The 23056-nt window shown below is 70.6% G+C and carries 22 protein-coding genes; 10 read left to right on the top strand and 12 right to left on the bottom strand.

Going from position 1 to position 23056, the window contains the following annotated elements; genetic code table 11:
* Positions 1-8: 8 nt before the first annotated feature.
* Positions 9-1730: an assimilatory sulfite reductase (NADPH) hemoprotein subunit gene (cysI, locus tag OCJ37_RS04950; protein WP_263112578.1), complete on the top strand. Its 1722-nt coding sequence runs from the start codon at positions 9-11 to the stop codon at positions 1728-1730.
* Entirely contained in the window at positions 1727-2467 is a 741-nt protein-coding gene (locus OCJ37_RS04945; RefSeq protein WP_263112577.1) for a phosphoadenylyl-sulfate reductase, read from the top strand. Before cysI ends, OCJ37_RS04945 begins: the two co-directional genes overlap by 4 nt.
* Positions 2468-2981: 514 nt before the next feature.
* Here OCJ37_RS04945 and OCJ37_RS04940 read toward each other — a convergent pair.
* The 3 genes from OCJ37_RS04940 to OCJ37_RS04930 form a co-directional block, all read right to left on the bottom strand.
* Complete coding sequence (locus OCJ37_RS04940) at positions 2982-4463, bottom strand: PepSY-associated TM helix domain-containing protein (RefSeq protein ID WP_263112576.1); 1482 nt, start codon at positions 4461-4463, stop codon at positions 2982-2984.
* Positions 4463-6523, bottom strand: coding sequence for a TonB-dependent receptor (locus OCJ37_RS04935; RefSeq protein ID WP_263112575.1), 2061 nt, complete (start codon positions 6521-6523; stop codon positions 4463-4465). Before OCJ37_RS04935 ends, OCJ37_RS04940 begins: the two co-directional genes overlap by 1 nt.
* Before the next feature lie 70 nt (positions 6524-6593).
* The gene (locus tag OCJ37_RS04930; RefSeq protein ID WP_263112574.1) at positions 6594-6983 is read right to left on the bottom strand and encodes a DUF2946 family protein; all 390 of its coding nucleotides are present in this window, start codon (positions 6981-6983) and stop codon (positions 6594-6596) included.
* Positions 6984-7455: 472 nt separating this feature from the next.
* Between OCJ37_RS04930 and OCJ37_RS04925 the strand changes: the two genes are divergently transcribed.
* From OCJ37_RS04925 to arsH, 3 genes are read left to right on the top strand one after another with little or no spacing between them, the layout of a single operon-like run.
* Positions 7456-7821, top strand: a complete 366-nt coding sequence (locus OCJ37_RS04925) for an ArsR/SmtB family transcription factor (protein WP_263112573.1) — start codon at positions 7456-7458, stop codon at positions 7819-7821.
* Positions 7818-8243 carry an arsenate reductase (glutaredoxin) gene (gene arsC / locus OCJ37_RS04920; RefSeq protein WP_263112572.1) on the top strand — a complete coding sequence of 142 codons (426 nt, stop codon included), beginning with the start codon at positions 7818-7820 and terminating at the stop codon, positions 8241-8243. Before OCJ37_RS04925 ends, arsC begins: the two co-directional genes overlap by 4 nt.
* Entirely contained in the window at positions 8233-8952 is a 720-nt protein-coding gene (arsH, locus tag OCJ37_RS04915) for an arsenical resistance protein ArsH (RefSeq protein ID WP_317633215.1), read from the top strand. Before arsC ends, arsH begins: the two co-directional genes overlap by 11 nt.
* A gap of 145 nt (positions 8953-9097) precedes the next feature.
* On the opposite strand, the gene OCJ37_RS04910 is transcribed toward arsH, so the two are convergent.
* The 3 genes from OCJ37_RS04910 to OCJ37_RS04900 form a co-directional block, all read right to left on the bottom strand.
* Positions 9098-9685: an LURP-one-related family protein gene (locus OCJ37_RS04910; RefSeq protein ID WP_263112571.1), complete on the bottom strand. Its 588-nt coding sequence runs from the start codon at positions 9683-9685 to the stop codon at positions 9098-9100.
* Between the two features lie 72 nt (positions 9686-9757).
* On the bottom strand, positions 9758-10576 hold the full coding sequence (locus OCJ37_RS04905; protein ID WP_263112570.1) for a hypothetical protein: 819 nt from the start codon (positions 10574-10576) through the stop codon (positions 9758-9760).
* 81 nt (positions 10577-10657) lie between these two features.
* Positions 10658-11641 (bottom strand): LysR family transcriptional regulator, encoded by a 984-nt coding sequence (locus OCJ37_RS04900; RefSeq protein WP_263112569.1) that lies wholly within the window; start codon positions 11639-11641, stop codon positions 10658-10660.
* 170 nt (positions 11642-11811) lie between these two features.
* Here OCJ37_RS04900 and cobA point away from each other — a divergent pair, with 170 nt between their 5' ends.
* A complete protein-coding gene (cobA, locus tag OCJ37_RS04895) occupies positions 11812-13029 on the top strand; it encodes a uroporphyrinogen-III C-methyltransferase (RefSeq protein ID WP_263112568.1) in 1218 nt (405 codons plus the stop codon).
* Positions 13030-13058: 29 nt separating this feature from the next.
* A complete protein-coding gene (gene cysK, locus OCJ37_RS04890; RefSeq protein WP_263112567.1) occupies positions 13059-14018 on the top strand; it encodes a cysteine synthase A in 960 nt (319 codons plus the stop codon).
* Positions 14019-14084: 66 nt separating this feature from the next.
* Here the strand turns inward: cysK and OCJ37_RS04885 are convergent, their stop codons facing one another.
* Together OCJ37_RS04885 and OCJ37_RS04880 are read right to left on the bottom strand one after the other, a co-directional pair.
* Positions 14085-14471, bottom strand: a complete 387-nt coding sequence (locus OCJ37_RS04885) for a tetratricopeptide repeat protein (RefSeq protein WP_263112566.1) — start codon at positions 14469-14471, stop codon at positions 14085-14087.
* Positions 14472-14593: 122 nt separating this feature from the next.
* A complete protein-coding gene (locus OCJ37_RS04880; RefSeq protein WP_263112565.1) occupies positions 14594-15703 on the bottom strand; it encodes a nucleoside hydrolase in 1110 nt (369 codons plus the stop codon).
* Between the two features lie 509 nt (positions 15704-16212).
* Between OCJ37_RS04880 and OCJ37_RS04875 the strand changes: the two genes are divergently transcribed.
* Positions 16213-16719 (top strand): methyltransferase family protein, encoded by a 507-nt coding sequence (locus OCJ37_RS04875; RefSeq protein ID WP_263112564.1) that lies wholly within the window; start codon positions 16213-16215, stop codon positions 16717-16719.
* Positions 16720-16921: 202 nt separating this feature from the next.
* Here the strand turns inward: OCJ37_RS04875 and OCJ37_RS04870 are convergent, their stop codons facing one another.
* A complete protein-coding gene (locus OCJ37_RS04870) occupies positions 16922-17407 on the bottom strand; it encodes a hypothetical protein (RefSeq protein WP_263112563.1) in 486 nt (161 codons plus the stop codon).
* Between the two features lie 125 nt (positions 17408-17532).
* Here OCJ37_RS04870 and OCJ37_RS04865 point away from each other — a divergent pair, with 125 nt between their 5' ends.
* Positions 17533-18072, top strand: coding sequence for an O-acetyl-ADP-ribose deacetylase (locus OCJ37_RS04865; protein WP_263112562.1), 540 nt, complete (start codon positions 17533-17535; stop codon positions 18070-18072).
* A 171-nt stretch (positions 18073-18243) separates the two neighbouring features.
* Here the strand turns inward: OCJ37_RS04865 and OCJ37_RS04860 are convergent, their stop codons facing one another.
* A complete protein-coding gene (locus tag OCJ37_RS04860) occupies positions 18244-19140 on the bottom strand; it encodes an alpha/beta fold hydrolase (RefSeq protein WP_263112561.1) in 897 nt (298 codons plus the stop codon).
* 219 nt (positions 19141-19359) lie between these two features.
* The gene (locus tag OCJ37_RS04855; protein WP_263112560.1) at positions 19360-20496 is read right to left on the bottom strand and encodes an epoxide hydrolase family protein; all 1137 of its coding nucleotides are present in this window, start codon (positions 20494-20496) and stop codon (positions 19360-19362) included.
* A gap of 169 nt (positions 20497-20665) precedes the next feature.
* Between OCJ37_RS04855 and OCJ37_RS04850 the strand changes: the two genes are divergently transcribed.
* A complete protein-coding gene (locus tag OCJ37_RS04850) occupies positions 20666-21556 on the top strand; it encodes a LysR family transcriptional regulator (protein ID WP_263112559.1) in 891 nt (296 codons plus the stop codon).
* A gap of 126 nt (positions 21557-21682) precedes the next feature.
* On the opposite strand, the gene OCJ37_RS04845 is transcribed toward OCJ37_RS04850, so the two are convergent.
* Positions 21683-22687 (bottom strand): class I fructose-bisphosphate aldolase, encoded by a 1005-nt coding sequence (locus OCJ37_RS04845; protein WP_263112558.1) that lies wholly within the window; start codon positions 22685-22687, stop codon positions 21683-21685.
* Positions 22688-23056 lie beyond the last annotated feature (369 nt).

The following is a 23056-nucleotide window of genomic DNA, read 5'->3' as shown; positions in this document are numbered from 1 at the left end:
ATCCCGCGATGAGCAACGTCGAAGACATCAAATCCGCCAGCCGCCGCCTGCGCGGGTCGCTGCTGCAGAGCCTGGCCGATCCGGTCACCGGGGCACTGCGCGAGGACGACCAGACGCTGATCAAGTACCACGGCAGCTACCAGCAGGACGACCGCGACCTGCGCGACGAGCGGCGCCGGCAGAAGCTCGAACCGGCCTACCAGTTCATGATCCGCACGCGCACGCCGGGCGGGGTGATCACGCCGGAACAGTGGCTCAAGCTCGACGCCATCGCCACCACCTACGGCAACCATTCGCTGCGCGTCACCACGCGCCAGGCGTTCCAGTTCCACGGGGTGATCAAGCGCGAGCTGAAGGCGACGATGCAGGCGATCAACGCCGCGCTGATCGACACCCTGGCCGCCTGCGGCGACGTCAACCGCAACGTGCAGGTCGCGGCCAACCCGCTGGCCTCGCGCGCGCACGCCACGCTGTACGCCGATGCCGCGCGCGTGTCCGAGCACCTGCTGCCCAACACCCGCGCCTACTACGAGATCTGGCTGGACGAGGAACAGATCGTCGGCAGCGGCCAGGAACACGAGCCGGTCTACGGCGACACCTACCTGCCGCGCAAGTTCAAGATCGGCTTCGCGCTGCCGCCGGTCAACGACGTGGACGTGTTCGCCAACGACCTGGGCTTCATCGGCGTGGCCGGCGCCGACGGCGAACTGGCCGGCTACAACGTCAGCATCGGCGGCGGCATGGGCGCCACCCACGGCGACGCCGAGACCTACCCGCGCGTGGCCAACGTGATCGGCTTCATCGCGCGCGAGCAGCTGCTCGACGTGGCCACCGCCGTGGTCACCACCCAGCGCGACCTCGGCAACCGCACCGTGCGCAAGCGTGCACGCTTCAAGTACACCATCGACGACCACGGCCTGGATGTCGTGGTCGCCGAGATCCAGCGCCGCGCCGGCGTCGCGCTGCAGCCGACCCGCGCGTTCTCCTTCGACCACAACGGCGACCGCTACGGCTGGAGCGAGGGCGAGGATGGCCGTGCGCACCTGACCCTGTCGCTGCCGGCCGGGCGCATCGCCGACCACGACGGCGGCGCGCCGCACCTCAGCGGCCTGCGCGAGATCGCCCGGCAGCTGCTGCGCGACGGCGACGGCGCGCACCTGCGCATGACCGCGAACCAGAACCTGGTCATCGCCGGCATTCCCGCCAGCCAGCGCGAGACGATCGACACGCTGGTGCGCGCGCATGCGCTGGACACCGGCAACCAGGCGCGCACCGCGCTGGCGCGCGCGGCGATGGCCTGCGTGGCGCTGCCGACCTGCGGCCTGGCGATGGCCGAGGCCGAACGCTACCTGCCCGATTTCGCCGGCAAGCTGGAGCCGCTGCTGGACCGGCACGGCTTGCGCGAGGCACCGATCCTGCTGCGCATCTCCGGCTGCCCGAACGGCTGCTCGCGGCCGTACCTGGCCGAGATCGCGCTGGTCGGCAAGGCACCCGGCCGCTACAACCTGATGCTCGGCGCCGACCACCGCGGCCAGCGCCTGAACACGCTGTACCGCGAGAACATCACCGAGCCGGAAATTCTCGACGCGCTGGACCCGCTGTTCGCGCGCTACGCCGGCGAACGCGAACGCGACGAGGGCTTCGGCGACTTCCTGCACCGCAGCGGCCTGGTCGACCTGCCCGCCTATCCCACCCACCGCCATCTCATTCCTTCGGAACTGCACGCATGAGCGCCCTGCCCGCCTCCGCCCCACACGACTCCGCCAATGCGCCGGCGACGGCATGGGACCTCGACGCGGTCAACGCGCTGCTGGCGCCGATGACCGCGCCGCAACGCGTGGCCTGGGCGCTCGAGCACGGCCCGGCCGAGGCCGCGCTGTCGTCGAGCTTCGGCGCGCAGTCGGCGGCCACCTTGCACCTGCTGACCCAGCAGCTGCCGGACATCCCCGTGATCCTGATCGACACCGGCTACCTGTTCGCCGAGACCTACCGCTTCGCCGACGCGCTCAGCGACCGGCTCAAGCTCAACCTCAAGGTGTACCGGCCGCTGGTCAGCCGCGCCTGGATGGAAGCGCGTCACGGCCGGCTGTGGGAACAGGGCATGGTCGGCATCGAGCAGTACAACAACCTGCGCAAGGTCGAACCGATGCGCCGCGCGCTGGAAGAACTGAAGGTCGGCACCTGGTTCACCGGCCTGCGCCGCAGCCAGTCCGACAGCCGCGCGCAGACCCCGTTCGTACAGAAGCGCGGCGAGCGCTACAAGATCAACCCGATCGCCGACTGGAGCGACCGCGACCTGTGGCAATACATGCAGCAGCACGGCCTGCCCTACCATCCGCTGTGGGAGGAAGGCTACGTCTCGATCGGCGACTTCCACACCACCCGCCGCTGGGAACCTGGCATGCGCGAGGAAGACACCCGCTTCTTCGGCCTCAAGCGCGAATGCGGCATCCACGAGGACGTCTGACGCCGCGCAACATGCGCCCAAGATGCCCAACAGGCCACAGCACCCCCTGTAGGAGCGACTTCAGTCGCGACGAACTAAGCGAAGGACCTTCCCGGCACCGGATGCTGTCGGGACTGAAGTCCCTCCCACAGTGCACCAACGAGCTTGGCTGCAGGCCCCTTGTAGGAGCGACTTCAGTCGCGACGAACGAGGCGATGGATCTTCCGGCTCGGATACCGCCGGGGCTGAAGCCCCTTCCACAGTGCATCCAGCAGTCACGTCGCGCGGCTCTCCGCCGCAACAGTCTCAACCGCGACAAGCGAAGTGGTGAACCTTCCGGCATCGGAGGCCGTCGGGACTGAAGTCCCTCCCATAATGCACCAACGAGTCGGCCGCGCGAAACCTTGTAGGAGCGACTTCCGTCGCGACGAACGGAGCGGCGGACCTTCCGGCTTCGGACACCGTCGGAGCTGAAGTCTTCCCACAATGGCGTCGGCAAGCTCACGAAGCCGCCCTGTCGCCCAACGACACCGCCTCACTCCCGCCGCAGCACGCAACACCAATCCACCGCCAGCATCAGCAGCAGCGACATTCCCACCAGCGGGAACAGCACGCCGCCGATCGCCAACAGCCCGACCACCACGCGCAGCGTGCGCCGCTCCGCCGGCAGCGGCGGCACGCCCAGTCCGCCGGCCGGCCGCCGCTTCCACCACATCAGCGCGGCGCTGACGCACAGCAACACGATGCCCAGACACGAGGCGATCAGCAGCAACTGGTTGAAGGTGCCGTACTGCTGCCCCAGGTGCACGTTGATGCCCCATTCCAGCGCCTTGGCCAGCGGCCCGTAATCGGCATAGCGCATGTCCAGCAGCACCTGGCCGCTGTACTGGTCGAGGTGGATGACCCGCTGCTGCGCCAGGTCCGCCGGATACACCGAGGCGGTGTACACGCCACGCGCGCCGCGCGGCAGCGCCACGCCGTAGCCGGCGGCGATGCCGCGCGCCTGGAACCGCGCCACCGCCGCGTCCAGGCCGATGGCGCCGGGTGCCGCAGGCTCCGGCGCCATCGCGTCCATCGCCATCGCGCCATGCGCTGCGTGCTCTGCATGCGCATCGTTGCCGTCGTCCACCACGCTTGATGCCGAAGGCGCATCCGCATTCGCCGCCGCAGGCATCGGCATCGGCATCGACGCAGTCTGCGGCAGCTGCGACTGCGGCAACCGCGCCTGGCGCAGCGACCAGGCCGGCACCTCCGCGTCGCTCAGGCGCTGCGTGGACATCGGCAGGTCCACGCGCAGCCCGGCCGGATAGCCGTAGTGATGGCCATTGGCGAGGCGGTTGACCTGCTCGCCCCAGAACCACGACCAGGGCATCCCGGTCAGCGCCAGGAACAGCAGCATCGCCCCGACCACGCTGCCGGTCAGCGCATGCACGTCGCGCCAGAACACGCGCTGCGGCGGCCGCCCGCGCACCGTGGTGACGCCGCCGCGGCGGCCGCGCGGCCACCACAGGTAGGCGCCGGTCAGCACCAGCAGGATCGCCCAGCCGGCCGCCACTTCGATCAGCGCACTGGCCCACGGCCCGACCAGGGCGAGGCTGTGCAGGCGCCGGATGGTCCACGCCACGGTGCCGTGCTCGGGCAGGCTGCCCAGCGCCCGCGCCCGGTACGGATCCACGTACACCACCACGCGGCGGCCATCGGCGGTGCCCACGGTCACTTCCGCCGACGCGTCGCCTCGCGCCGGCGTGGTGTAGCGCAACGCCTGTCCCGGTTGCGCCGCCAGCGCGGCGTCGAGCAGGCGCTGCGGTGTGGCCGCCTGCGCGCGCGCAGGCACCTGTACCGTCTTCAGCGCGCGGTGGAAATACCCATCGATCGGCTGCTGGTAGACGAAGGCGGCGCCGGTCAGCGCCAGCCAGGCCAGCAGCGGCAACACCAGCAGGCCGGCGTAGAAATGCCAGCGCCACACCGCGCGGTAGAAACGCGCCGGCGCAACCGCGTTCGGGTTCGGCCTGCCCATCACCAGCCCCAGCTGAGGCTGGCGTACAGCGCACGGCCGTCGCCCGGCGAATAGCCGGACGAACCGCTGTCGTACCAGGCGTAGACGTAATGGCGATCGGTCAGATTCTTCAGCTGCAGCGACAGCTCGCGCTGCGCGCGCCATGCCCAGGTCGCGCCGACGTTGGCCAGCGCGTAGCCGCCGTAGCGGCCCAGCGTGTTGCTGCGCTCGACGTAGTAGTCGCCCTGCGCATTGCCCCACGCCGACAGCTTCAGCCGCGGCGTGGCCTGCCAGTCGGCGCCGACGCTGGCCAGGGAGTGCGGCACGTTCTCGATCTCCTTGCCGCGCGTGGCCGGCGCGCTCGGGTCGGGGGTGACGATGCTTGCGCGCTGCCGCGAATACGCCAGCCACAGCGTCCAGCGCTCGTCCGCGCGCAGGCTGACCTGCGCATCCCAGCCGCGGCGCAAGGTCTTGCCGACGTTACCGACCTCGCCGCTGCCGACCGTGCCATCGACCCCAAGGATGGTCGCCACTTCGTCGGAGGCGCGCTGCTCCCAATAGGCGATGCGCGCATCCAGCCGCCGGGCGTCGGCGAACTTCAACCCGGCTTCCCAGCCGTCGTTGTACGACGGCGCCAGGTTGCCGGGCTGGCTGCGGTAGGCGCCGTTGCCGCTGCCGATCTGGAAGGTGCGGCCGACGTTGGCGTAGGCGCTGGCCTGCGCGGTCAGCGCGAATACCGCGCTGAGCTTGGGCTGCCTGATCGCGCCATAGGCGTAGGCCGGGTAGCGCGCGCCGCCGAGCCGGTCGCGGAAGCTGCCGTCGACCCAGTCCACGCGGTAGGCCGGCACCAGCTGCAGGCGCTCGAACGGGCGGATCACCGCCTGCACGTAGACGCCGCGCGTGTCCAGGTCGAAGTCCCAGTCGCGCAGCGGCGCGGTGCGCGCGCGCGCCACGGTGCGATAGCGCCGCGAGGTGTTGTCCTGCCACTGCCCGTCGATGCCGCCTTCCAGCGCGAACGCCGTCGCCCAGTCCACCTCCGGGCGCCAGGTCGCCCTGGCCAGGAAACCGCGCTGGGTTTCGTCGGTATCGCGTTCCTGCTGCGCGCCGGCGGCGGTGAAGCGCACCCAGCGCTGGTTCTGGTAGCGGTTCCAGTACAGCTTGGCGCTGCCCTGCACGGCGTCGGCCAGTTGCGCATCCAGGTGCAGGCTCACCTGCCCGGTCTGGCGCTCGCTGCGATCGTCGCGCGCATAGTCCGGCGAACTGCGCGGCGCGCGTTGCGCGCTGGCGTAGTCCAGATAGCCGGCTTCCAGCGCTGCGTTGCGGTAGTAGCGCGCACTGAGCCCGGCGCGCCAGGCGGCGTCCGGCGCGGTGTAGAACCATTTGCCGGCGAACGCGCGCTTGCGCGCGTCGGCGTGGTCGCGGTAGCCGTCGCTGTCGCGCCAGGCGACGAAGTAGTTCTGGCTCCAGCCGCCGCGCTCGATGCCCTGGCTGGCCTGCACCTCGCGGGTGCCGAAGCTGCCGGCGGTGACGCTGGCGCGGCCGTCGTTGCCGCCGCTGCGGGTCAGCACGTCGACGCTGCCGGCGATGGCGTTCAATCCGTAGCGCGGATCGTTGGTGCCGCGCACGATCTCGATCGCGGCGATGTCCAGCGGAAACACCGCGTCCAGATACGGCATGCCGCCGGCGTTGTCGTTGCTGGGCACGCCGTCGATCAGCAGCTTGACCGCGTTGACCCGGCCTTCGCCGTTGAAGCCGCGGAACGAGAAGCGGCCGGCGTCGGTGCCCATCTTGAACTGGGTGACCTGCACCCCGGGCGCGCGCAGCAGCAGCTCCCAGCTGTAGTCCACGTGCTGGTCCTGCAGCAGGTCGCCGCCGAGGATGTCCACGGAACTGAGGACGCTGCGCGCGGCCGGCGCCGCCAACGCAGTGGCGGTGACCTGGACCTTGCCCAGGGTGAAGGCGGAATCGCCCGCGGGAGGTTGCGCGCCGCCGTCGGCCGCGTGCGCCGGCGCGGCCACGCTGGCCGCGAGATATACGCAGCCGTACGCCGCCATGCGCGGCACGGAAAGGAAATGGATCATCGATGGCTCCATCAAGCACGAAGACGTGCCGCGGCGATGCCACGGCACGAAAGAACAGCCAACTCGTGGATCAGGAGAACAGAGGCGGTCCGCGCGCGGCGTGAGCGCGCCAGAGGCCGGCCCGCACCGCGGGCATCCGCGGCGCGACGCGCGGCGCATGCTGGCGCACCCAGGGCAGCAGCACCAGCAGCAGGGCCAGCCACGGCAGCAGCCGCGCGGCGAGCAGGCAGTAGTCGCAGGCCTGCTCGTGCGGCAGGCCGCCATCGTCGTGCGCGCCGGCGTGCGACGTCACCGCCGCCATCGGCAGCGCGGGCAAGGCCTGCAATCCGCGGCTGGTGCACAGCGCGCCGGCGGCGGCGTCGGCCCAGGCGCTGGAGCGCGCCTGCTGCCAGCGGCTCACCAGCGGCGCAGCCAGCATCAGCACGATCGCCAGCGTGGCGAGCATTGCCCAGAACGACATCGGCTGGCGGCGACGGATCACCGCGGCAGTCTAGTCGGCCACTGGTGCAATGCCAACGCGACATAACCGCGCATGCGGGCCCAGCGGAGCGGAGGCGGCGGTACGACGTCCGCGGCGTAGCTGTGCAGCGCGGCTTCCGGCATGGGACGCAGCGGATCGGTGAGGCGCAGGGGCCGGCCTGCGACGAAGCGGTTCCGCGACCGGATCACGGTCCGTCGCAGAGGGGCGACGTGCAGTTGGTCGCCGCTCGCTGGCGCCACCCAGCCGTTGAGTCCGCCCCCGGCATAGCTGCTGTTCGCGGACCGCCGCCGCGCAAGTTCTGCGTCGCCTCGCAACCCCGGCATCCTGCCGCTGCGCGACCTGCCCTGCACTGGTCGCGCAGGCGTCCGCCCAGCCCGACCGGCAACGCCCGCGTCCGCCGATGCCGGCCGCCCGGCTTGCCTCATTTCGTCATTTCTGGAATTATCGAAGTATGGACACCGACAGCACCGTTTCCGCCTTGCGCGCCCTGGCCCACGTACATCGCCTGGCCGCCTACCGCGCCCTGGTCCAGGCCGGCCCGGACGGGATGGCGGTGGGCGAGCTGCGCGCCGCGCTGGGGCTGGCCCCGGCCACGCTGACCGCGCACCTGCACGTGTTGCGCGGCGCCGGGCTGATCGGCGACGAACGCCAGGGCCGGGTGATCCGGCTGCGCGCCGACTATGCGCGCATGTACGCGCTGATCGGGTTCCTGACCGAGAACTGCTGCGGCAACGGCGCCTGCACCGCCCTCCCCGACGCCATCCCGGCCACGCGCCGGCCGTCACGCCCCTCTTCCCACCGTACCGAGCCCCGATGAGCACGATCACGATCTACCACAACCCTGCCTGCGGCACTTCGCGCAACGTCCTGGGACTGATCCGCAACAGCGGCGTCGAACCGACCGTGGTCGAATACCTGAAGACCCCGCCGGACCGCGCCACCTTGCAGGCGCTGGTCGCGGCGATGGGCATTCCGCTGCGCGAGGTGATCCGGCAGAAGGGCACGCCCTACGCCGACCTGGGCCTGGACGACCCGGCGCTGGACGACGACGCGCTGCTGGACGCGATGCTGCAGCACCCGATCCTGATCAACCGCCCGATCGTGGTCACCCCGCTGGGCACGCGCCTGTGCCGGCCGTCGGAGACGGTGCTGGAGATCCTGCCGTCGCCGCAGCGCGGCGCCTTCGCCAAGGAAGACGGCGCGCCGCTGATTGACGCGGACGGCCGCCGTGTCGGTTGACCTGTCCGCGCTGCCGAACCTGGATCCGGCCGCGTTCGTGCGCCCGGACCCGGCGGCACTGACCGCCGCGCGCGCCGCGCACCCGCCGCGCATCCTGCTGCTGTACGGCTCGCTGCGCGAACGTTCCTACAGCAAGCTGCTGGCGCAGGAAGCGGCGCGGCTGCTGCAGGCGATGGGCGCCGACACGCGCCTCTTCGATCCCGCCGGCCTGCCGCTGCCCGACGCAGTGCCCGACACCCATCCCAAGGTACAGGAACTGCGCGAGCTGACCCTGTGGAGTGAAGGCATGGTCTGGTCCTCGCCGGAACGGCACGGCGCGATGAGCGGCGTGCTCAAGGCGCAGATCGACTGGATTCCGCTCAGCCAGGGCGCGCGCCGCCCCACCCAGGGCAAGACCCTGGCACTGATGCAGGTGTCCGGCGGCTCGCAATCGTTCAACGCGCTCAACCAGATGCGCGTGCTCGGCCGCTGGATGCGCATGCTGACCATCCCCAACCAGTCGTCGGTGGCCAAGGCCTGGCAGGAATTCGACACGCCCGGGCGGATGCGGCCGTCGGCGTACTACGACCGCGTGGTCGACGTGATGGAAGAGCTGGTCAAGTTCACCCTGCTCACCCGCGACTTGGCCCCGCACCTGGTCGATCGCTACAGCGAACGCCTGCCCACGCCCGACACGCTGGCGGCGGCGTCCGGCGCCGCGCCGGCCTGAGGCGCGGCGCGCGGCAGCTCGAAAGCAGGAGCGGCGATCGCCGTAACGCCGGGACGCTGTGCCTCGATGGCGAGGCGCCATCGCACTCGCCCACCGCAGTGACGCTGCCGCGCGCACCGACGGCGGCGCGCGCGGCGGCACGCGCTTACTCCTTCAACACCATGTCGATGCACAGCACCGCGGCCATGATCAGCACGCGCACGTCGTCCTCGGCCGGCACTGCGCTCTCGATCGCCAGCATGTAGTTGTCGGCGGAGGTGAACAGCTCCTTGCCCAGCCCGGCCCATTTCTTGGACACACGCGCCAGTTCCCGCTCGCCCTGCACGAAGCGGAAATCCCAGCTGGTCCACTTGCCGCGCAGCGTGCACACCAGCTTCTCGCGCGCGTCGAGCACGTCGAACTTGCCGCCGATGGAGAAGAACTTCTGGCTGAAGGACCCGACCAGGCGATCGTGCTCGTCCAGCACCTCGACCCTGGACAGGAACAGCGAGAACCCGCGCTTGACCGTCAGCACCTTCTGCCCGCCGGGGGTGCGCACTTCCACCTGGAACGGGGTCATCCGCTTGTAGTCGGTGAAACGGAAGATCTTGGTGAACAGGCCCAGGTTCGGCTCGCGGCATTCGAGCACCTTCTGGTTGCTCTGCGGATCGAACACGTCGTAGTTGTTGGCGGCCTTGAACATGCCGACCTGTTCCTTGACGAAGAACAGGTTCTGCTGGAGGACGGGATGCATGGACTTCCTTGCGTTGGGAAAAAGAATGCAGCGCGTCGTGGCCGACGGCGCGCGGCGATAAAAAGCGGGCGCTCAGGGATGCGCGGCGGGCAGCGGCGGTGGCTGGCGCGGCGCACGCGCCTGCGCCTCCCGCGCCTGCGCGATCAAACCCGCGGCGAGCAGCACCCGCGCCTGCTGCACCAGCGCGGCGGACGGCGCGCGCAGGTTGCGCTGGGTCGCCAGCGCGTAACCGTTGCGCGCCAGCGTGATCGGCGTGCCGAGCACGCCCCACGGGAACCCCCACCAGCCCAGCAACAGCGATTTCAGCGCGGCCAGCAATTGCCGCCTGGTCGCGCACGCACGGCAGGCGAAGACGCGGTGGCTCTGCCACGAGGTCAGCACCAGCGCCGACCAGATGGTGTGCGCGGCATGCACGTCCACCGGGCCGGGGCCGGCGCAGTGCGGGCAGCGCCCGCGGAAGATCTGCAGCGCCTGCTCGTGCGCGTCCTGCAGCGGCACCTGCGGCAGCGCCCCCTGCAGCGGACCGCGTGCCGCGCAGTTCGCGTTGCAATAGCGCCGATCGCCGACCCGCGTGCCGCCGAACAGCACGGTCGCGTCACAACATGCACAAGCTGCCATCCTTCCCCCTGGTGACCGGCATCGGACACGCGCCTGGCGGCGCCGCTCCGCTCGTCCTTGATCGATTGCTTGGTTGCGGCGGTCGCGGCGGCGCAAACGGCCGGCGGCGACATGCCGGCGGGCATCATAGGGGGTGGTGCCAGCGGCGGCAACGCGGCGGCGCGTGGCCACGGTCGCGCGCGGCGCGTTCGGTGGCGCCGGCAGCGGGGTGTCGTTCGACGAAACGCACCGCCCGGCCGTCTTGCGTGCGATCAGGTGCAGCTTGTCGGGCACCGATGTGGCGAGGCGGCGTGCGCCCCCGCCACCGTGGCCGGCGAGGCGAGCGCCGCGAAGAGACGGCCGCGGTTTGGCCGCTCAGCTGGTGATGGTCTGGGTCAGTTCTTCCCAGCTCGGCGGGACCGGCCAGTCCGGTTCCTGGTTGCCTTCCATGACCCGGCGCAGGTCGCGGGTGTCGATCTGCGGCGCCAGCACGTGCACCAGTTCCAGCGCGTAGTCGCGCAGCACCCGGTCGCGCGGCAGCACAGCCCAGGCGATGCATTCGGGGATCTCCGGCGGCGCCGGCCAGGCGCGCAGGTCGGTGTCGCCGGCATGCACCGCCATCTCCGCGAGCAGGCCGACGCCCAGGCCGGCGCGCACGTAGGTCTTGATCAGGTCGGCGTCGAGCGCGGTCAGGGCGATGCTCGGCTCCAGCCCGAGCCGGCCGAAGGCGCGCTGCAGCGAGGAGCCGGAGCGGGTCGAGGATTCGTAGCTGATCAGCGGCTGCACCGCCAGCGCGGCCATGTCCGGCACCCGCTTGGGCACATCCAGCGCATGCCCGCGCGGCACCAGCACCAGCCGCCGCCAGCGGTACAGCGGCACCGCGATGCCGGCGCCCGGCTCGCTGCCGGCGGTGCTGACGATGGCGATGTCGGCATCGCCCTGGCTGAGCAGGTCCAGCGCCGCGCTCTCGGCGGCCTGCTGCAGGTGCACGCTGACCTGCGGATAGGCTTGCTTGATCTGCGCCACCGCCGGCGGCAGCACGAAGCGCGCCTGGGTGTGGGTGGTGGTCAGGGTCAGCTGGCCCTGGCTCTCGCGGCGCTGGTTGGCGGCGTAGGTGCGGATGTTGTTGGCCTCGGCCAGCACCGCGCGGGCGCGTTCGATCACTTCGCGGCCGGCCGGGGTCACCGTCTCCAGGCTGCGGCCCTTGCGCACGAACAGCAGGAAGCCGAGTTCGTCCTCCAGCTGCTTGAGCTGCTTGGACAGCCCCGGCTGGGTCGCATGCACGCGCGCCGCCGCCAGGGTGATGTTCAGATCGGCGTCGGCGATGGCGACGAGGTAGCGGAGTTGGGTCAGCGTCATCGAGAGCGAGGGCGAGGCGCCGCCTGGCGGGAGCAGCCACGACTGTAGTGGATATGTGCCTCCCACCTTATAACCGAAAGCTATCTGGTAGAGGCATGAAGTCATTTCCTGGCGCTATAAGCCGGCGCTACGGTCGCTGCGTCTTCCTCCTTCTGCGTTGCGACCCCGCCGTGAGCCCTGCCCCGATTGCGTTGTATCCGGACCTGCGCGAGCGGCCCGTGCTGGTGGTCGGCGGCGGTGCCGCCGCCGAGCGCCAGGTGCAGGCGCTGCTCGCCGCCGGCGCCGCGCCGCGGCTGGGCGCGCCGGCGCTGAGCCCGGCGCTGCAGGCCTGGGCCGACGCCGGGCGCATCCAGTGGCTGCGGGGCCGTTTCGATGCCGCCTGGCTGGACGCGGCGTGGTACCTGGTCGCCGCCAGCGACGAGTCCGCGCTGAACCGGCAGGCGCTGCAGGCGGCCGCCGCGCGGCGGGTGCTGGCGCAGGTCGCGCCTGGCGCCGCCGATCCGCTCGCCGCCCCCACGTCGGCCGATGCCGCCGGCGACCGCATCGGCCCGCCCGCCACGCCGCCGCAGGCTTCCCCGCTCCGCCCCGGCACGGTGACCCTGGTCGGCGCCGGCCCCGGCGATCCCGGCCTGCTGACGCTCAACGCGCTGCACGCGTTGCGCAACGCCGACGTGGTCCTGTACGACCGCTTGGTCAGCGCCGCGATCCTGGACCTGCTGCCGGGCACGGCCGAGCGGATCGAAGTCGGCAAGTCGGCCAGCGGCCACAGCGTGCGCCAGGAGCAGATCCACGCGCTGATGCTGGAGCATGCGCGGCGTGGCCGCCGCGTGGTGCGGCTGAAGGGCGGCGACCCGTTCGTGTTCGGCCGCGGCGGCGAGGAACTGGAATGCCTGCGCGCGCACGGCGTGCCCTACGCGGTGGTGCCGGGCATCACCGCGGCGCTGGCCTGCGCGGCCTATGCCGGCATCCCGCTGACCCACCGCGACCACGCGCAGTCGCTGCGCCTGGCCACCGCGCACTGCAAGGATTCGTTCGACACGCTGGACTGGGCGGCGCTGGCGCAGGCGCGGCAGACCCTGGCGGTGTACATGGGCGTGGCCGGGCTGGACACGGTGCGCGAGCGCCTGCTGCTGGCCGGACGCGCGCCGACCACGCCGTTCGCCCTGGTCGAAAACGGCTCGCGCCCCGAACAGCGCGTGGTCACCGGCACCCTCGCCGACCTGCCCGACACCGCCCGCGCGCACCAGGTGCGTTCGCCGGCGCTGCTGATCCTGGGCGAAGTGGCCGCGCTGGCGAGCACGCTGCACTGGTTCGGCGCCGCGCCGCTGACGCCACCACCCTCACCTTCCCCGAAGCCGGCCGCGCCTACCCTGGCCCACGCCGCCTGACCCGCATCCCCCTTCCGGAGACCCTGCGCATGGCCATCTACGACAACATCCTCGACACCATCGGCCACACCCCGATCGTCAAGCTGCACCGCCTGCCGCCCGAGCACGTGAGCCTGTACGTCAAGGTCGAGGCGTTCAATCCCGGCGGCTCGGTCAAGGACCGCCTGGCGCTGGCGATCGTGCTCGACGCCGAGGCCAAGGGCCTGCTCAAGCCCGGCGACACCATCGTCGAGGCCACCTCCGGCAACACCGGCGTGGCCCTGGCGATGGTCGCCGCCGCGCGCGGCTACAAGTTCGTGGCGACGATGGTGGAGACGTTCTCGATCGAGCGGCGCAAGCTGATGCGCGCGTTCGGCGCCAAGGTGATCCTGACCCCGGCCGCCGAGCGCGGCAGCGGCATGGTGCGCAAGGCCGAGGAACTGGCCCAGCAGCACGGCTGGTTCCTGGCCCGCCAGTTCGCCAACCCGGCCAACCCGGCCTACCACCGTAGCACCACCGCCGCGGAGATCCTGCGCGATTTCGCCGGCCGCCGGCTGGACCATTTCGTCAGCGGCTGGGGCACCGGCGGCACCCTCACCGGTGTCGGCGAAGTGTTGCGCGTGGCCCGCCCGGAGGTGCGCATCACCGCCACCGAGCCGGCCGGCGCCGCGCTGCTGCAGGGCCAGGAATGGAAGCCGCACAAGATCCAGGGCTGGACCCCGGACTTCGTGCCGGAAGTGCTCAACCGCGAGGTCTACGACGAGGTGCTGAGCGTGGAGGACGGCGATGCCATCGCCGTGTCGCGCCGCCTCGCCGCCGAGGAAGGCATCTTCACCGGCATCTCCGGCGGCGCCACCGTCGCCACCGCGCTGCGCGTGGCCGAGACCGCCGCGCCCGGCTCGGTGATCCTGGCGATGCTGCCCGACACCGGCGAGCGCTACTTCTCCACGCCGCTGTTCGCCGACATCAACGAAGGCTCCGACGACGACTGGCTGGCCGGTTTGCCGTAACGCGGGCCGGCGGCACGGCCGCGCCTGGCGCTCGGCCTTGCGGCGGCGCCCCCCGGGTCGGCCGCGTCACTGCGCCTGCGGATCGAAGTAGGCCTCCCAGGTGCAGGGCGATGCGCGCAGCGGCGCCGCCCGGCGGAAGCACGCCATGGCCTGGCGCCGCTTGCCGCAGTGGAGCAGCGCGACGCCGAGATTGAAGTAGGTATTGCGGTCGTCCGAGCGCAGGCGCGCGGCGCGCTGCAGCACGCCGACCGCCTCGCGGTATTTCGCCTGGTCGCACAGCACCGCACCCAGGCAGGTGAGCGCGTCCACGTGGTCGCGGGCCGGGCCGGCCGCGATCACCAGCAGCGCCTCGGCATCGGCCAGGCTGGCGTCGCAACGGTCCGGATCGCGCATCGCCGCCTGCGCCAGCGCCCTGGCGCGGGCCAGGCTTGCGCTGCGCACGTCCACCGTCATCGACCGCTCCGCGCACGCGGCGGCACGGCGAAGCACGCCTGCCGCGATCGCGCGCGGCCACGCAACGGGGCGCTGCCGCCGCAGCGCAGGCCGTGCTGCCGCGTCCGTGGAATGGGCATGGATCAGCAGCCCGGCAGCGGCACGCCCAGCGCCGGCGGCTGCGGCGCGGTCAGCCGCTCCACCAGCAGGCGTTCGATCGCGTCCACGTCGACCTCGCGCACCACCTGCTGCGCCTGTTCGCCCAGGCCGGGCTGGTAGCCCGGCGCCCACGACAGGATGTCGCCGTAGCCGGCGCCGAACTCGGTGTTGGTATCCACGTACAGCGTCTCGGTGACGGTGGCCAGTTCCGGACGCAGCCACAATGCGGTGGCCAGCTCGTCCCACAGCGGGAAGCCCGGCTCGCGCCGGCGCAGCGCATGGCCGATCGGCGTGTCGGCGGCGCTCATCCGCGCCAGCAGCTGCGGGCTCAGCTCGGTCGCGGTCGACGGGTCCACCGGCACCATCACCATCCTGCGCCACGGCGAACGCATCACGATGCTCGCCGCTTCCGGATCCCAGCGGATGTTGAATTCGCGCCGCGGCGAATTGACGAACTCGCGCGCGAACTGCCGCGCCGACACGCTGTCGCGCCGCTGCCGCGGATTGAGGCTGCCGCCCATGTACACCAGTTCCTTGGCCAGCGACGCGAACTGCGGGTCCAGCCGCTGCGCCAGCGCCAGGTTGGTCAGCGGGCCGGTGGCGACGATGCTGACCTCGCCGGGAAACTCGCGCACCTTGCGCAGCATGAACAGCGCCGCCGGCTCGTCCGAAGCCTGCACCACCGACGGATTGCCCAGCGCCAGGTCCGGCACCACGTCGTGCGCGTGGTAGCGCGGCGCACTCTGCACGGTGTCGTGCTCGACCCACTGCCGGGTCCACGCGCCCTTCCACAGCAGCTTGCCGTACAGCGTCTCCCAGCGTTCGGTGGCCAGCTCGCTGTTGAGCAGCGGATGCACAGGCCCGGGCAGCACCGGCACCTCGCCGCGCCCGGCGATTTCCAGCAACCGGCGCGTATGCGCCAGCGCTTCGTCGCGCCAGATGTTGCCGCTGACCACCGAGATGCCGAGCACCTCGACCTCGGGCGACTGCAGCAACAGCAGCTGCGCGGGGGTGAAGCCATCGATGTCGTCTTCGAGGATGACGCGGCGGCGCGGAACGGAGGCGGTGTCGGCGGAAGCGTGCGGTGTGGGCATGGATCGGGACGGGCAAGGAAGGGAATGCGGGGCGCGTCGGCAGCGCGTGCGCTGCGCCGGTGCCTGGCGAATGCCGGCATCGGGCGGGCCGCCTAGGGTAGCGGGGTTTGCGCCGAAGGCGCCATCGACCTGCCTTGGCGACGGCAGCGGCAAGCGCGACGTGCGCGCATTGCAGCTGCGTAGCCGTTTCCCAGCCTGGCAGCGATCCAACCGCCACCATTTTGTTTTCCAGAGAATCCTGCGACGTCCTCGCCGTAAAGATCCTTGCCGAAATCCTCCGCACCCGCCTCCACCCATGCGGATAGCTGTTCCGCTCCCCTCTCGCGCCGCCCAGGAAAGATGGAAATCCGTCAATCCGCTCATGCCGCTTCCTAGGACACCATGCTTCGCTGTTCGAGCCGAGCAGTATAGCTTTCGCCGCTTTTTCCCAGGCACCTCCGCCTTGACGCCTGCAGGCGACGGCACGGTAAAGTAGCCGCGCTGGGAGCATGGCGACTGGGGAGGGAGCGTTGAGCAATCGAGTTTCGGGGCGGGACGACTGCCGATCTGCGCACGTGCCGCTGCTAGTGCGCGCGACCTCGCCGGCGCATTTCTTCGTCGCGCTGCTGCTCGGCGCCTGGCTGCAACGCATGCTCGCCCTGCCATTGCCGCAGGGCCGCGCACTGGCGTGGATACAGATCGCCGGCGGCGCCGTCGCTGGCGCCGGCTTGCTGTTGGCGCTGGCCTGCTTCGTGCTGTTCGCGCAGCGCCGCACCACGATCCTGCCCGAGCGTGCGCCGTCCAGCCTGGTGCTGCGCGGCCCGTACCGCTACACGCGCAACCCGATGTACGTGAGCCTGGTGCTGAGCTACGTCGGCCTGTGCGTGCAGATCGGCTGGCCGTGGGCGCTGCTGTTGCTGCCGATGCCGCTGCTGGCGCTGCAGCGGGTGGTGATCCCGTTCGAGGAGGCGCGCCTGCGCGAGCGCTTCGGCGGCGCCTACGACCGCTATTGCGCGCAGGTGAGGCGCTGGCTGTAGCCTGACGGCATGGCGAACGGGTGCGCCGCGAGGCCGCGAGGGATCGCAACCGCTTTCGCCTCTGGCCGAGGGACATGATCCAGACACCGCATTGCGCCGGCCCCGTCAGTCGCGGCGGGGCTGGCCGCTAGCGCCGTCCGCGCCCGATGGCCCGAGGCCACCCGCCGTCGCCCCGCACCGCCCACAGCCGGGGGAAAGCGCGCTAACCGCGCAGCACCCAGAACCCTACCGCAGCCGCCAGCAGCAGGACCAGCATGGCCCACAGCCATGCGCCCTGGCGATCGCCGCCGGCCACGGTCGGCGGCGTCCCCGCACGCGGCGCGTTGCGGTCGCGGTAGCGCTCGACCAGTTCCTTGGCTTCGCGCAGGCCCATGCCCGGATGCTGCTCGCGGGTCAGCTTGATCGCCTGCAGCAACTGCCCTTGGCCCAGCGCCAGCAGCGCGGCCGGCGGCAACCGATCGGCCTCCGCCCCCGTCGATGCGGCGGCCTGCGGCGGCGTACCACCGGCATGCCGGTTCAGCATCTCGGTCACCGTCTGCGCCGCCCCGGCCTGCAGCCACGCGTCCACCTGTTGCTTGGCGCTGCGCAGGTCCATGCCGCTCTGATCACGCAACAGCTTGATTGCCTTGATGATTTCGCCACGCGCCAGGGCCTCGGCAATGGCGGGTGAGGGTTGGATGCGGTTCATTCGCAGGCGCTGAGATGGGGAGGCTGCAGTCTTGCCGTTCGTCGGTTAAGCCACCGTTGCACCGCGCTGGCCCGGTTGCCGGGTTCATCACGTTTCCATCATTGGAATCCCATAAAGATCGCGTCATGAAGATAGAAATCTGGCAAGGCGACATCACCGAACTGGACGTGGACGCCATCGTCAACGCGGCAAACGAAACCCTGCTCGGCGGCGGCGGCGTGGACGGGGCGATCCATCGCGCCGCCGGCCCGGCGTTGCTGGAGGAATGCCAGCGCCTGCCGGAACTGAAGCCGGGCGTGCGCTGCCCGGTCGGCGAAGTGCGCGCCACCGCCGGCTACCGGCTCAAGGCCCGCCACGTGCTGCATACCGTGGGCCCGGTGTGGCGCGACGGCGCCCACGACGAGCCGGCGCTGCTGGCCAACTGCTATTGGCGCTCGCTGCGCCTGGCCGAACAGATGGGCCTGCACTCGGTCGCGTTCCCGGCGATCAGCTGCGGCGTCTACGGCTACCCGCTGCACCAGGCCGCGCGCATCGCCGTGGCCGAGACCACCGCCTGGCAGCGCGCGCATGCGGTGCCCAAGCGGGTGATCCTGGTGGCCTACAACGAGGCCACCTACAAGGCCTACCAGCAGGCGCTGATGCAGAGCCAGCTGCAGGTCGCCTGAGCCGCGCTGCGCGCGGCTGGCGCAGATTGCCGCGATCGCCTGCGGCCCTCCGCGTTCCTTCGCTTGCGCCGCCTGCCGCATCCTGCGGGTTTGCCGAGCCGGGGCATCTCTTCGATGCGCGGCATGCAGGCCGCAGAACGGCGCGCTGACGACGCACGGCGCCGCTGGGCGTCAGCCGAGCCACTCGTGGACTTTCAACACCGCATCGGCGAAAGCCTGTGGTTGCTGCTGCGGCAGGTTGTGCCCGGTGTGGAAGGCGCGGTGCTCATGCAAGCCGACGAACATGCGGGCGTGGCCCGCGGTCCCTCCCGGCTTGAGCGGATCGATCGTGCCGTCGAGCGTCACGGCCGGAACCGTGATCGCGGGTCGACCGGCCAAGCGGGCTTCGAGCGGCTGCAACGCCGGGTCCCCGGGATCCCGGCCGAAGGCGTGGCGATAGGCATGGATCACCACGTCGACGAAGTCCGGATTGTCGAACGAGTTCGCCGTCCGTTCGAAGGTCGCGTCGTCGAACTGCCAGCCGGGCGACCACTCCTCCCACAGCAGGCGGCACAGCGCGCGACGATGTTCGGCCAGGCATTGGCGCCCGCGTTCGCTCTGGAAAAGATGCTGATACCAGCACACGCGCTCGAGCGACGGCACGGCCGCAAGCTGTTGCGCCTGCACGTCGATGATGTCGTAGCCGGCATAGGAGACCAGGCCGCCGATGCGTTCGGGCCATAGCGCCGCCGCTGCACAGGACGCGTTGCCGCCCCAATCGAAACCGGCCAGGATCGGGCGCTCCAGGCCGAGCGCGTCGGCAAGCTGGACGATGTCGCGGCCACGCGCGGCTTGCTGGCCGCTGCGCATGACGGCATCGGAAACGAAGCGGGTCGGGCCGAACCCGCGCGTGTAGGGAACGACCACCCGCGCGCCCGCGCCGGCCAGAACCGCGGCCACCTCGTCGAAGGCGCGGATGTCGTAGGGAAAGCCGTGGGACAGGATCACCGGCCACCCCTCGGCGGGGCCATGCTCGACATAGGCGATCCGCAGGGTATCGGTCTCGACGCTTGCCATCTGTTCGTTCATACGATTCACCTCGTGGAAGACGTCCGTCCCGGTATCCGGCGCGGCGCTCTGCATCGCGGCGGGACGTCCGGGTCGGCGTTGTCGTGGAACCGCTGCGGGAACGCGGCGTGCCGCAGCGGGCGAAGAAAGTCGCGCTCATCCAGGCACGCCATGCCGATGCCGCCGAGCCCGCGCAACACCGCAGGCCCCGCGCGACGCCTGGACAGCGGGCCTCGCTCCTCAGGAGCGCACCAGGACCGTGGCGACGAAGGCGCGCAGGTCGTCGAGCATCCGCTGCGGCGCCTCCCAGGCGGCGAAGTGGCCGCCTTCGCGCATCCGGCTCCAATGCACGATGGAGTACGTCTTCTCGGCGAAGGTGCGCGGTGTCGGCAGAAACACCGGATCGGGAAAGGCCGCCACGCCGGCGGGCACCGCGATGCGCGTGCCGGGTGGAAAGAGGTCCGAGCCTTCCAGCCGCTGGCCGAGATAGATCCAGGTCGAGGTGACGGCGGCCGCGGGGGCGACGTACAGCATGATGTTGGTGAGCAGTTCCTCCTCCGAAAACTTGCTCCAGATGTCCGGCCGGCCATCGGCGCTGGTCGGAAGATCGGCCCACTTGCCGATCTTCTCGAGTATCCAGGCCGCCACGCCGACCGGGCTGTCGGCCATCGCCACGCCCAATGTCTGCGGCCGCGTGCGCTGCTGGTGCGAGTAGCCGGTCTCCAGATCGAGGATCGCGTCGCGGCGGGCGATCAGATCCTTCTCCTGCGCGGTGGTGGCAGCGGCATCGCTGGCGAAGATGCTCACCATGTTGATGTGGAAGCCGAGCAGCGCGTCCGGCCGCAGGAAGGCCATCCAGCTGGCGATGTGCGCGCCCCAGTCGCCGCCCTGGACGATGTAGCGCGCCTGGCCGAACAGCTGGGCCATCAGCGCGTGCATGAGTTCGGCGGCGCGGCGTGGCCCGATGACGCCGGTGATCGGCGTGGAGAACGCGAAGCCCGGGAGCGACGGCACTACGACGTCGTGCCCGTCGGCCACCAGCGGCGCAAGCAGCCGCTCGAATTCGAGATACGAGCCCGGCCAGCCATGCAGGAGCAGCAGCGGCGGCTTGGATCCGTCGCCCCGCAGATGCACGAAATGCAGGCGCTCGCCCTCCACCTCGGTGGTGAAGTTGGGCAGCTGGTTGAGGCGCCGTTCGACCGCCCGCCAGTCGTAGCGGTCCCGCCAGTAGGCGACGAGCCGCCTGAGGTCGTCGATCCCGACGCCTGCGCTCCATCCGCCGGCATCGGCGAGCTGATCCCAGTCGTAGGCTTCCACTTTTGCCCGGATGGCGGCGAGCCGCGCGTCGGGAATGTCGATCGTGTAGAGCGAGACCATCTGCGTTACCTCGCGTCGCTTGGCGTTGACCGCCACTCCGGGCGATCGGTGCGCTCGTTGAGCTGGAACCCGAGTCCTTCGACCGACGCAACGATAGGGATCGACCGCTTGCCGTGTCTATACTGGAATCGCCGTAAAATCCTTTGCGTTTTTCGCACAAGTGCCCCACATGGACATCGCTGGCGAACTTGAAATCTTCACCCTGGCGGCCGAGGCCGGCAGTTTCTCGGCGGCGGGACGACGGCTGAAACTGGCGCCGTCGTCCATCGCCCGGGTCGTCGACCGGATCGAGGCCCGCCTCGGCGTGCGCCTGCTGCTGCGGACGACGCGCTCGCTGACGTTGACGCCGGAAGGCGCGACCTACCTGTCGTCCGCACGGCGGATCCTGGCGGACCTGCGCGAAACCGAGCAGTTGATCGCCGATCAGAGTTCGCCCAAGGGACGCCTGCGCGTGAGCCTGTCGCTCACGTACGGGCGGATGTTCGTGGTGCCGCTTCTGGGCGACTTCCTCCACAGCCACCCCGGCATCCTGCTCGAGGTGATCTCCACCGATGCCGTCGTCGACATCGCCGCGGGCCAGGCGGACGTGGCGGTGCGGCTGGGCCCGCTCCCCGACAGCCCGTTGACCGCGCGCAAGCTCGGCCAGACCCACAAGGTGATCGTGGCCTCGCCCGGGTACCTCGCGCGCCGAGGCACGCCGGTCGTCCCGGAGGATCTGCACGAGCACGACTGCATCGGCTTCAACTACAAGCGCGCCGCCCCGACCTGGCCGTTCCGCAAGGAAGGACGCGACTACGCGTTGCCGATCAAGGGCAGCGTGGAAACCAACAATGGCGAGACGCAACGCCAGCTCGCCATCGAAGGCCTCGGCATCGCGCGGGTCTGCGCCGAGACGGCGGAAGACGCGATCCAGGCCGGCCAGCTCGTGGCGCTCCTGCAGGAGTTCAACCCGGGCGACGGCGAGGAGATCCACGCGGTGTTCGTCGGCGGGGCGCATACGCCGGCGCGGGTCCGGTGCTTCGTCGACTACCTCGTCCAGCGGCTGTGCACGGCAGGTTGAGCGGATGCGCCCAGAGGGTGGACAGGGTCGACCGCACCGGCGGCAAGCGGAACGCGGCGGACGCCGCATAACGAAGAACGCCGGCATCTGCCGGCGTTCTCGCTCACTCCAACGGCAGGTCCGACCTCAATCCTGCCACTTGCCCAGCGCGGCCAGGCCGTTTTCCTTGGCGCGCTCGTAGACCACCTGCTGCGCCTTGGCGAAGTTGCCCTTCATGTCCTGCGCCCACAGCTTCAGCGCGGCCTGCTGCATCGCGCGGCCGTAGGAGAAGCTCAGCGGCCACGGCAGCGTGCCGAGCTGGTTCATCGCGTTCAGGTGCGCGGTGGACTGCTCGTCGGTCTGCCCGCCGGACAGGAACACGATGCCCGGCAGGATCGCCGGCACGGTGCTCTTCAGGCACATCACGGTGGACTCGGCCACTTCCTCGACGCTGGCCTGCTCGTCGCAGTCCTTGCCGGCGATGACCATCGAGGCCTTCAGGATGGTGCCTTCCAGCACCACGTTCTGCTCGTACAGCGCGCCGAACAGCGAACGCAGCGTGGCTTCGGTGACCTCGTAGCAGGTCTCGATGTCGTGGTTGCCGTCCATCAGCACTTCCGGCTCCACCATCGGCACCAGGCCCTGTTCCTGGCACAGCGCCGCGTAGCGCGCCAGCGCATGCGCGTTGGTCTCGATGCACACGCCCGACGGGATATCCTCGCCGATGGTGATCACCGCGCGCCACTTGGCGAAGCGCGCGCCGAGCTTGTAGTACTCCTCCAGGCGCGCGCGCAGGCCGTCCAGGCCTTCGGTGATCAGCTCGCCGGGCATGCCGGCCAGCGGATGCGTGCCCTTGTCGACCTTGATCCCGGGGATGATGCCGTGCTCGGCCATGTACTTCGGGAACGGCACGCCGTCCTTGGTCTTCTGGCGGATGGTCTCGTCGTACAGGATCGCCCCGGAGATGTGCTCGCTCAGCTTGGGCGTGGTCAGCAGCAGCTCGCGATACGCGCGGCGGTTCTCTTCGACATTCTCGATGCCGACGCCGGCGAAGCGCTTGGCGATCGTGCTGGTGGATTCGTCGATCGCGATGATGCCCTTGCCCGGGGCGACCATCGCCTGTGCGGTTTCGGCAAGCTGTTCGATGCTCATGGAATTCCTATGGCACGGGGGGAAACCCGAAGTATATCGCGGCAAACGCCGCCCATTCCTTCACGGAATGCCTGCAACCGTTTCCATCGGCCAGACACGCTGCGCGAGCGTGCGTGCATTGCCGTACCGTGACAGGAAGCGCTGCGCTGTCCGCGGTGTTGTGCAGCACCGCCGACGGGCGCGGCCCCGATGTCGCTGGCGTCGCCGCTTCGGCGGCGTCGCGGAACGCCATCAGCGTGTGGCGCGTTGCGGTTGCAATTGCGGCCTCACGCATCTCGGCGACGTGGCGCGTGCGCGGCACCGCACGCCGCACGGCAGGCAAAAAAAAACCGCGCGACGCCGGGCATCGCGCGGTCCTGGGTCGCGGAC

The organism is Xanthomonas sp. AM6, from assembly GCF_025665335.1.
Classification (GTDB): domain Bacteria; phylum Pseudomonadota; class Gammaproteobacteria; order Xanthomonadales; family Xanthomonadaceae; genus Xanthomonas_A.
The sequence above is the reverse complement of the archived record's forward strand: the minus strand, read 5'-3'. Positions and strand labels throughout refer to the sequence as shown.

Coding starts and splice junctions, on each gene's coding strand:
- cysI (WP_263112578.1), top strand. CDS start 9: ATGAGCAACGTCGAAGACATCAAATCCGCCAGCCGCCGCCTGCGCGGG.
- OCJ37_RS04945 (WP_263112577.1), top strand. CDS start 1,727: ATGAGCGCCCTGCCCGCCTCCGCCCCACACGACTCCGCCAATGCGCCG.
- OCJ37_RS04940 (WP_263112576.1), bottom strand. CDS start 4,463: ATGGGCAGGCCGAACCCGAACGCGGTTGCGCCGGCGCGTTTCTACCGC.
- OCJ37_RS04935 (WP_263112575.1), bottom strand. CDS start 6,523: ATGATCCATTTCCTTTCCGTGCCGCGCATGGCGGCGTACGGCTGCGTA.
- OCJ37_RS04930 (WP_263112574.1), bottom strand. CDS start 6,983: ATGTCGTTCTGGGCAATGCTCGCCACGCTGGCGATCGTGCTGATGCTG.
- OCJ37_RS04925 (WP_263112573.1), top strand. CDS start 7,456: ATGGACACCGACAGCACCGTTTCCGCCTTGCGCGCCCTGGCCCACGTA.
- arsC (WP_263112572.1), top strand. CDS start 7,818: ATGAGCACGATCACGATCTACCACAACCCTGCCTGCGGCACTTCGCGC.
- OCJ37_RS04910 (WP_263112571.1), bottom strand. CDS start 9,685: ATGCATCCCGTCCTCCAGCAGAACCTGTTCTTCGTCAAGGAACAGGTC.
- OCJ37_RS04900 (WP_263112569.1), bottom strand. CDS start 11,641: ATGACGCTGACCCAACTCCGCTACCTCGTCGCCATCGCCGACGCCGAT.
- cysK (WP_263112567.1), top strand. CDS start 13,059: ATGGCCATCTACGACAACATCCTCGACACCATCGGCCACACCCCGATC.
- OCJ37_RS04885 (WP_263112566.1), bottom strand. CDS start 14,471: ATGACGGTGGACGTGCGCAGCGCAAGCCTGGCCCGCGCCAGGGCGCTG.
- OCJ37_RS04880 (WP_263112565.1), bottom strand. CDS start 15,703: ATGCCCACACCGCACGCTTCCGCCGACACCGCCTCCGTTCCGCGCCGC.
- OCJ37_RS04870 (WP_263112563.1), bottom strand. CDS start 17,407: ATGAACCGCATCCAACCCTCACCCGCCATTGCCGAGGCCCTGGCGCGT.
- OCJ37_RS04865 (WP_263112562.1), top strand. CDS start 17,533: ATGAAGATAGAAATCTGGCAAGGCGACATCACCGAACTGGACGTGGAC.
- OCJ37_RS04860 (WP_263112561.1), bottom strand. CDS start 19,140: ATGAACGAACAGATGGCAAGCGTCGAGACCGATACCCTGCGGATCGCC.
- OCJ37_RS04855 (WP_263112560.1), bottom strand. CDS start 20,496: ATGGTCTCGCTCTACACGATCGACATTCCCGACGCGCGGCTCGCCGCC.
- OCJ37_RS04850 (WP_263112559.1), top strand. CDS start 20,666: ATGGACATCGCTGGCGAACTTGAAATCTTCACCCTGGCGGCCGAGGCC.
- OCJ37_RS04845 (WP_263112558.1), bottom strand. CDS start 22,687: ATGAGCATCGAACAGCTTGCCGAAACCGCACAGGCGATGGTCGCCCCG.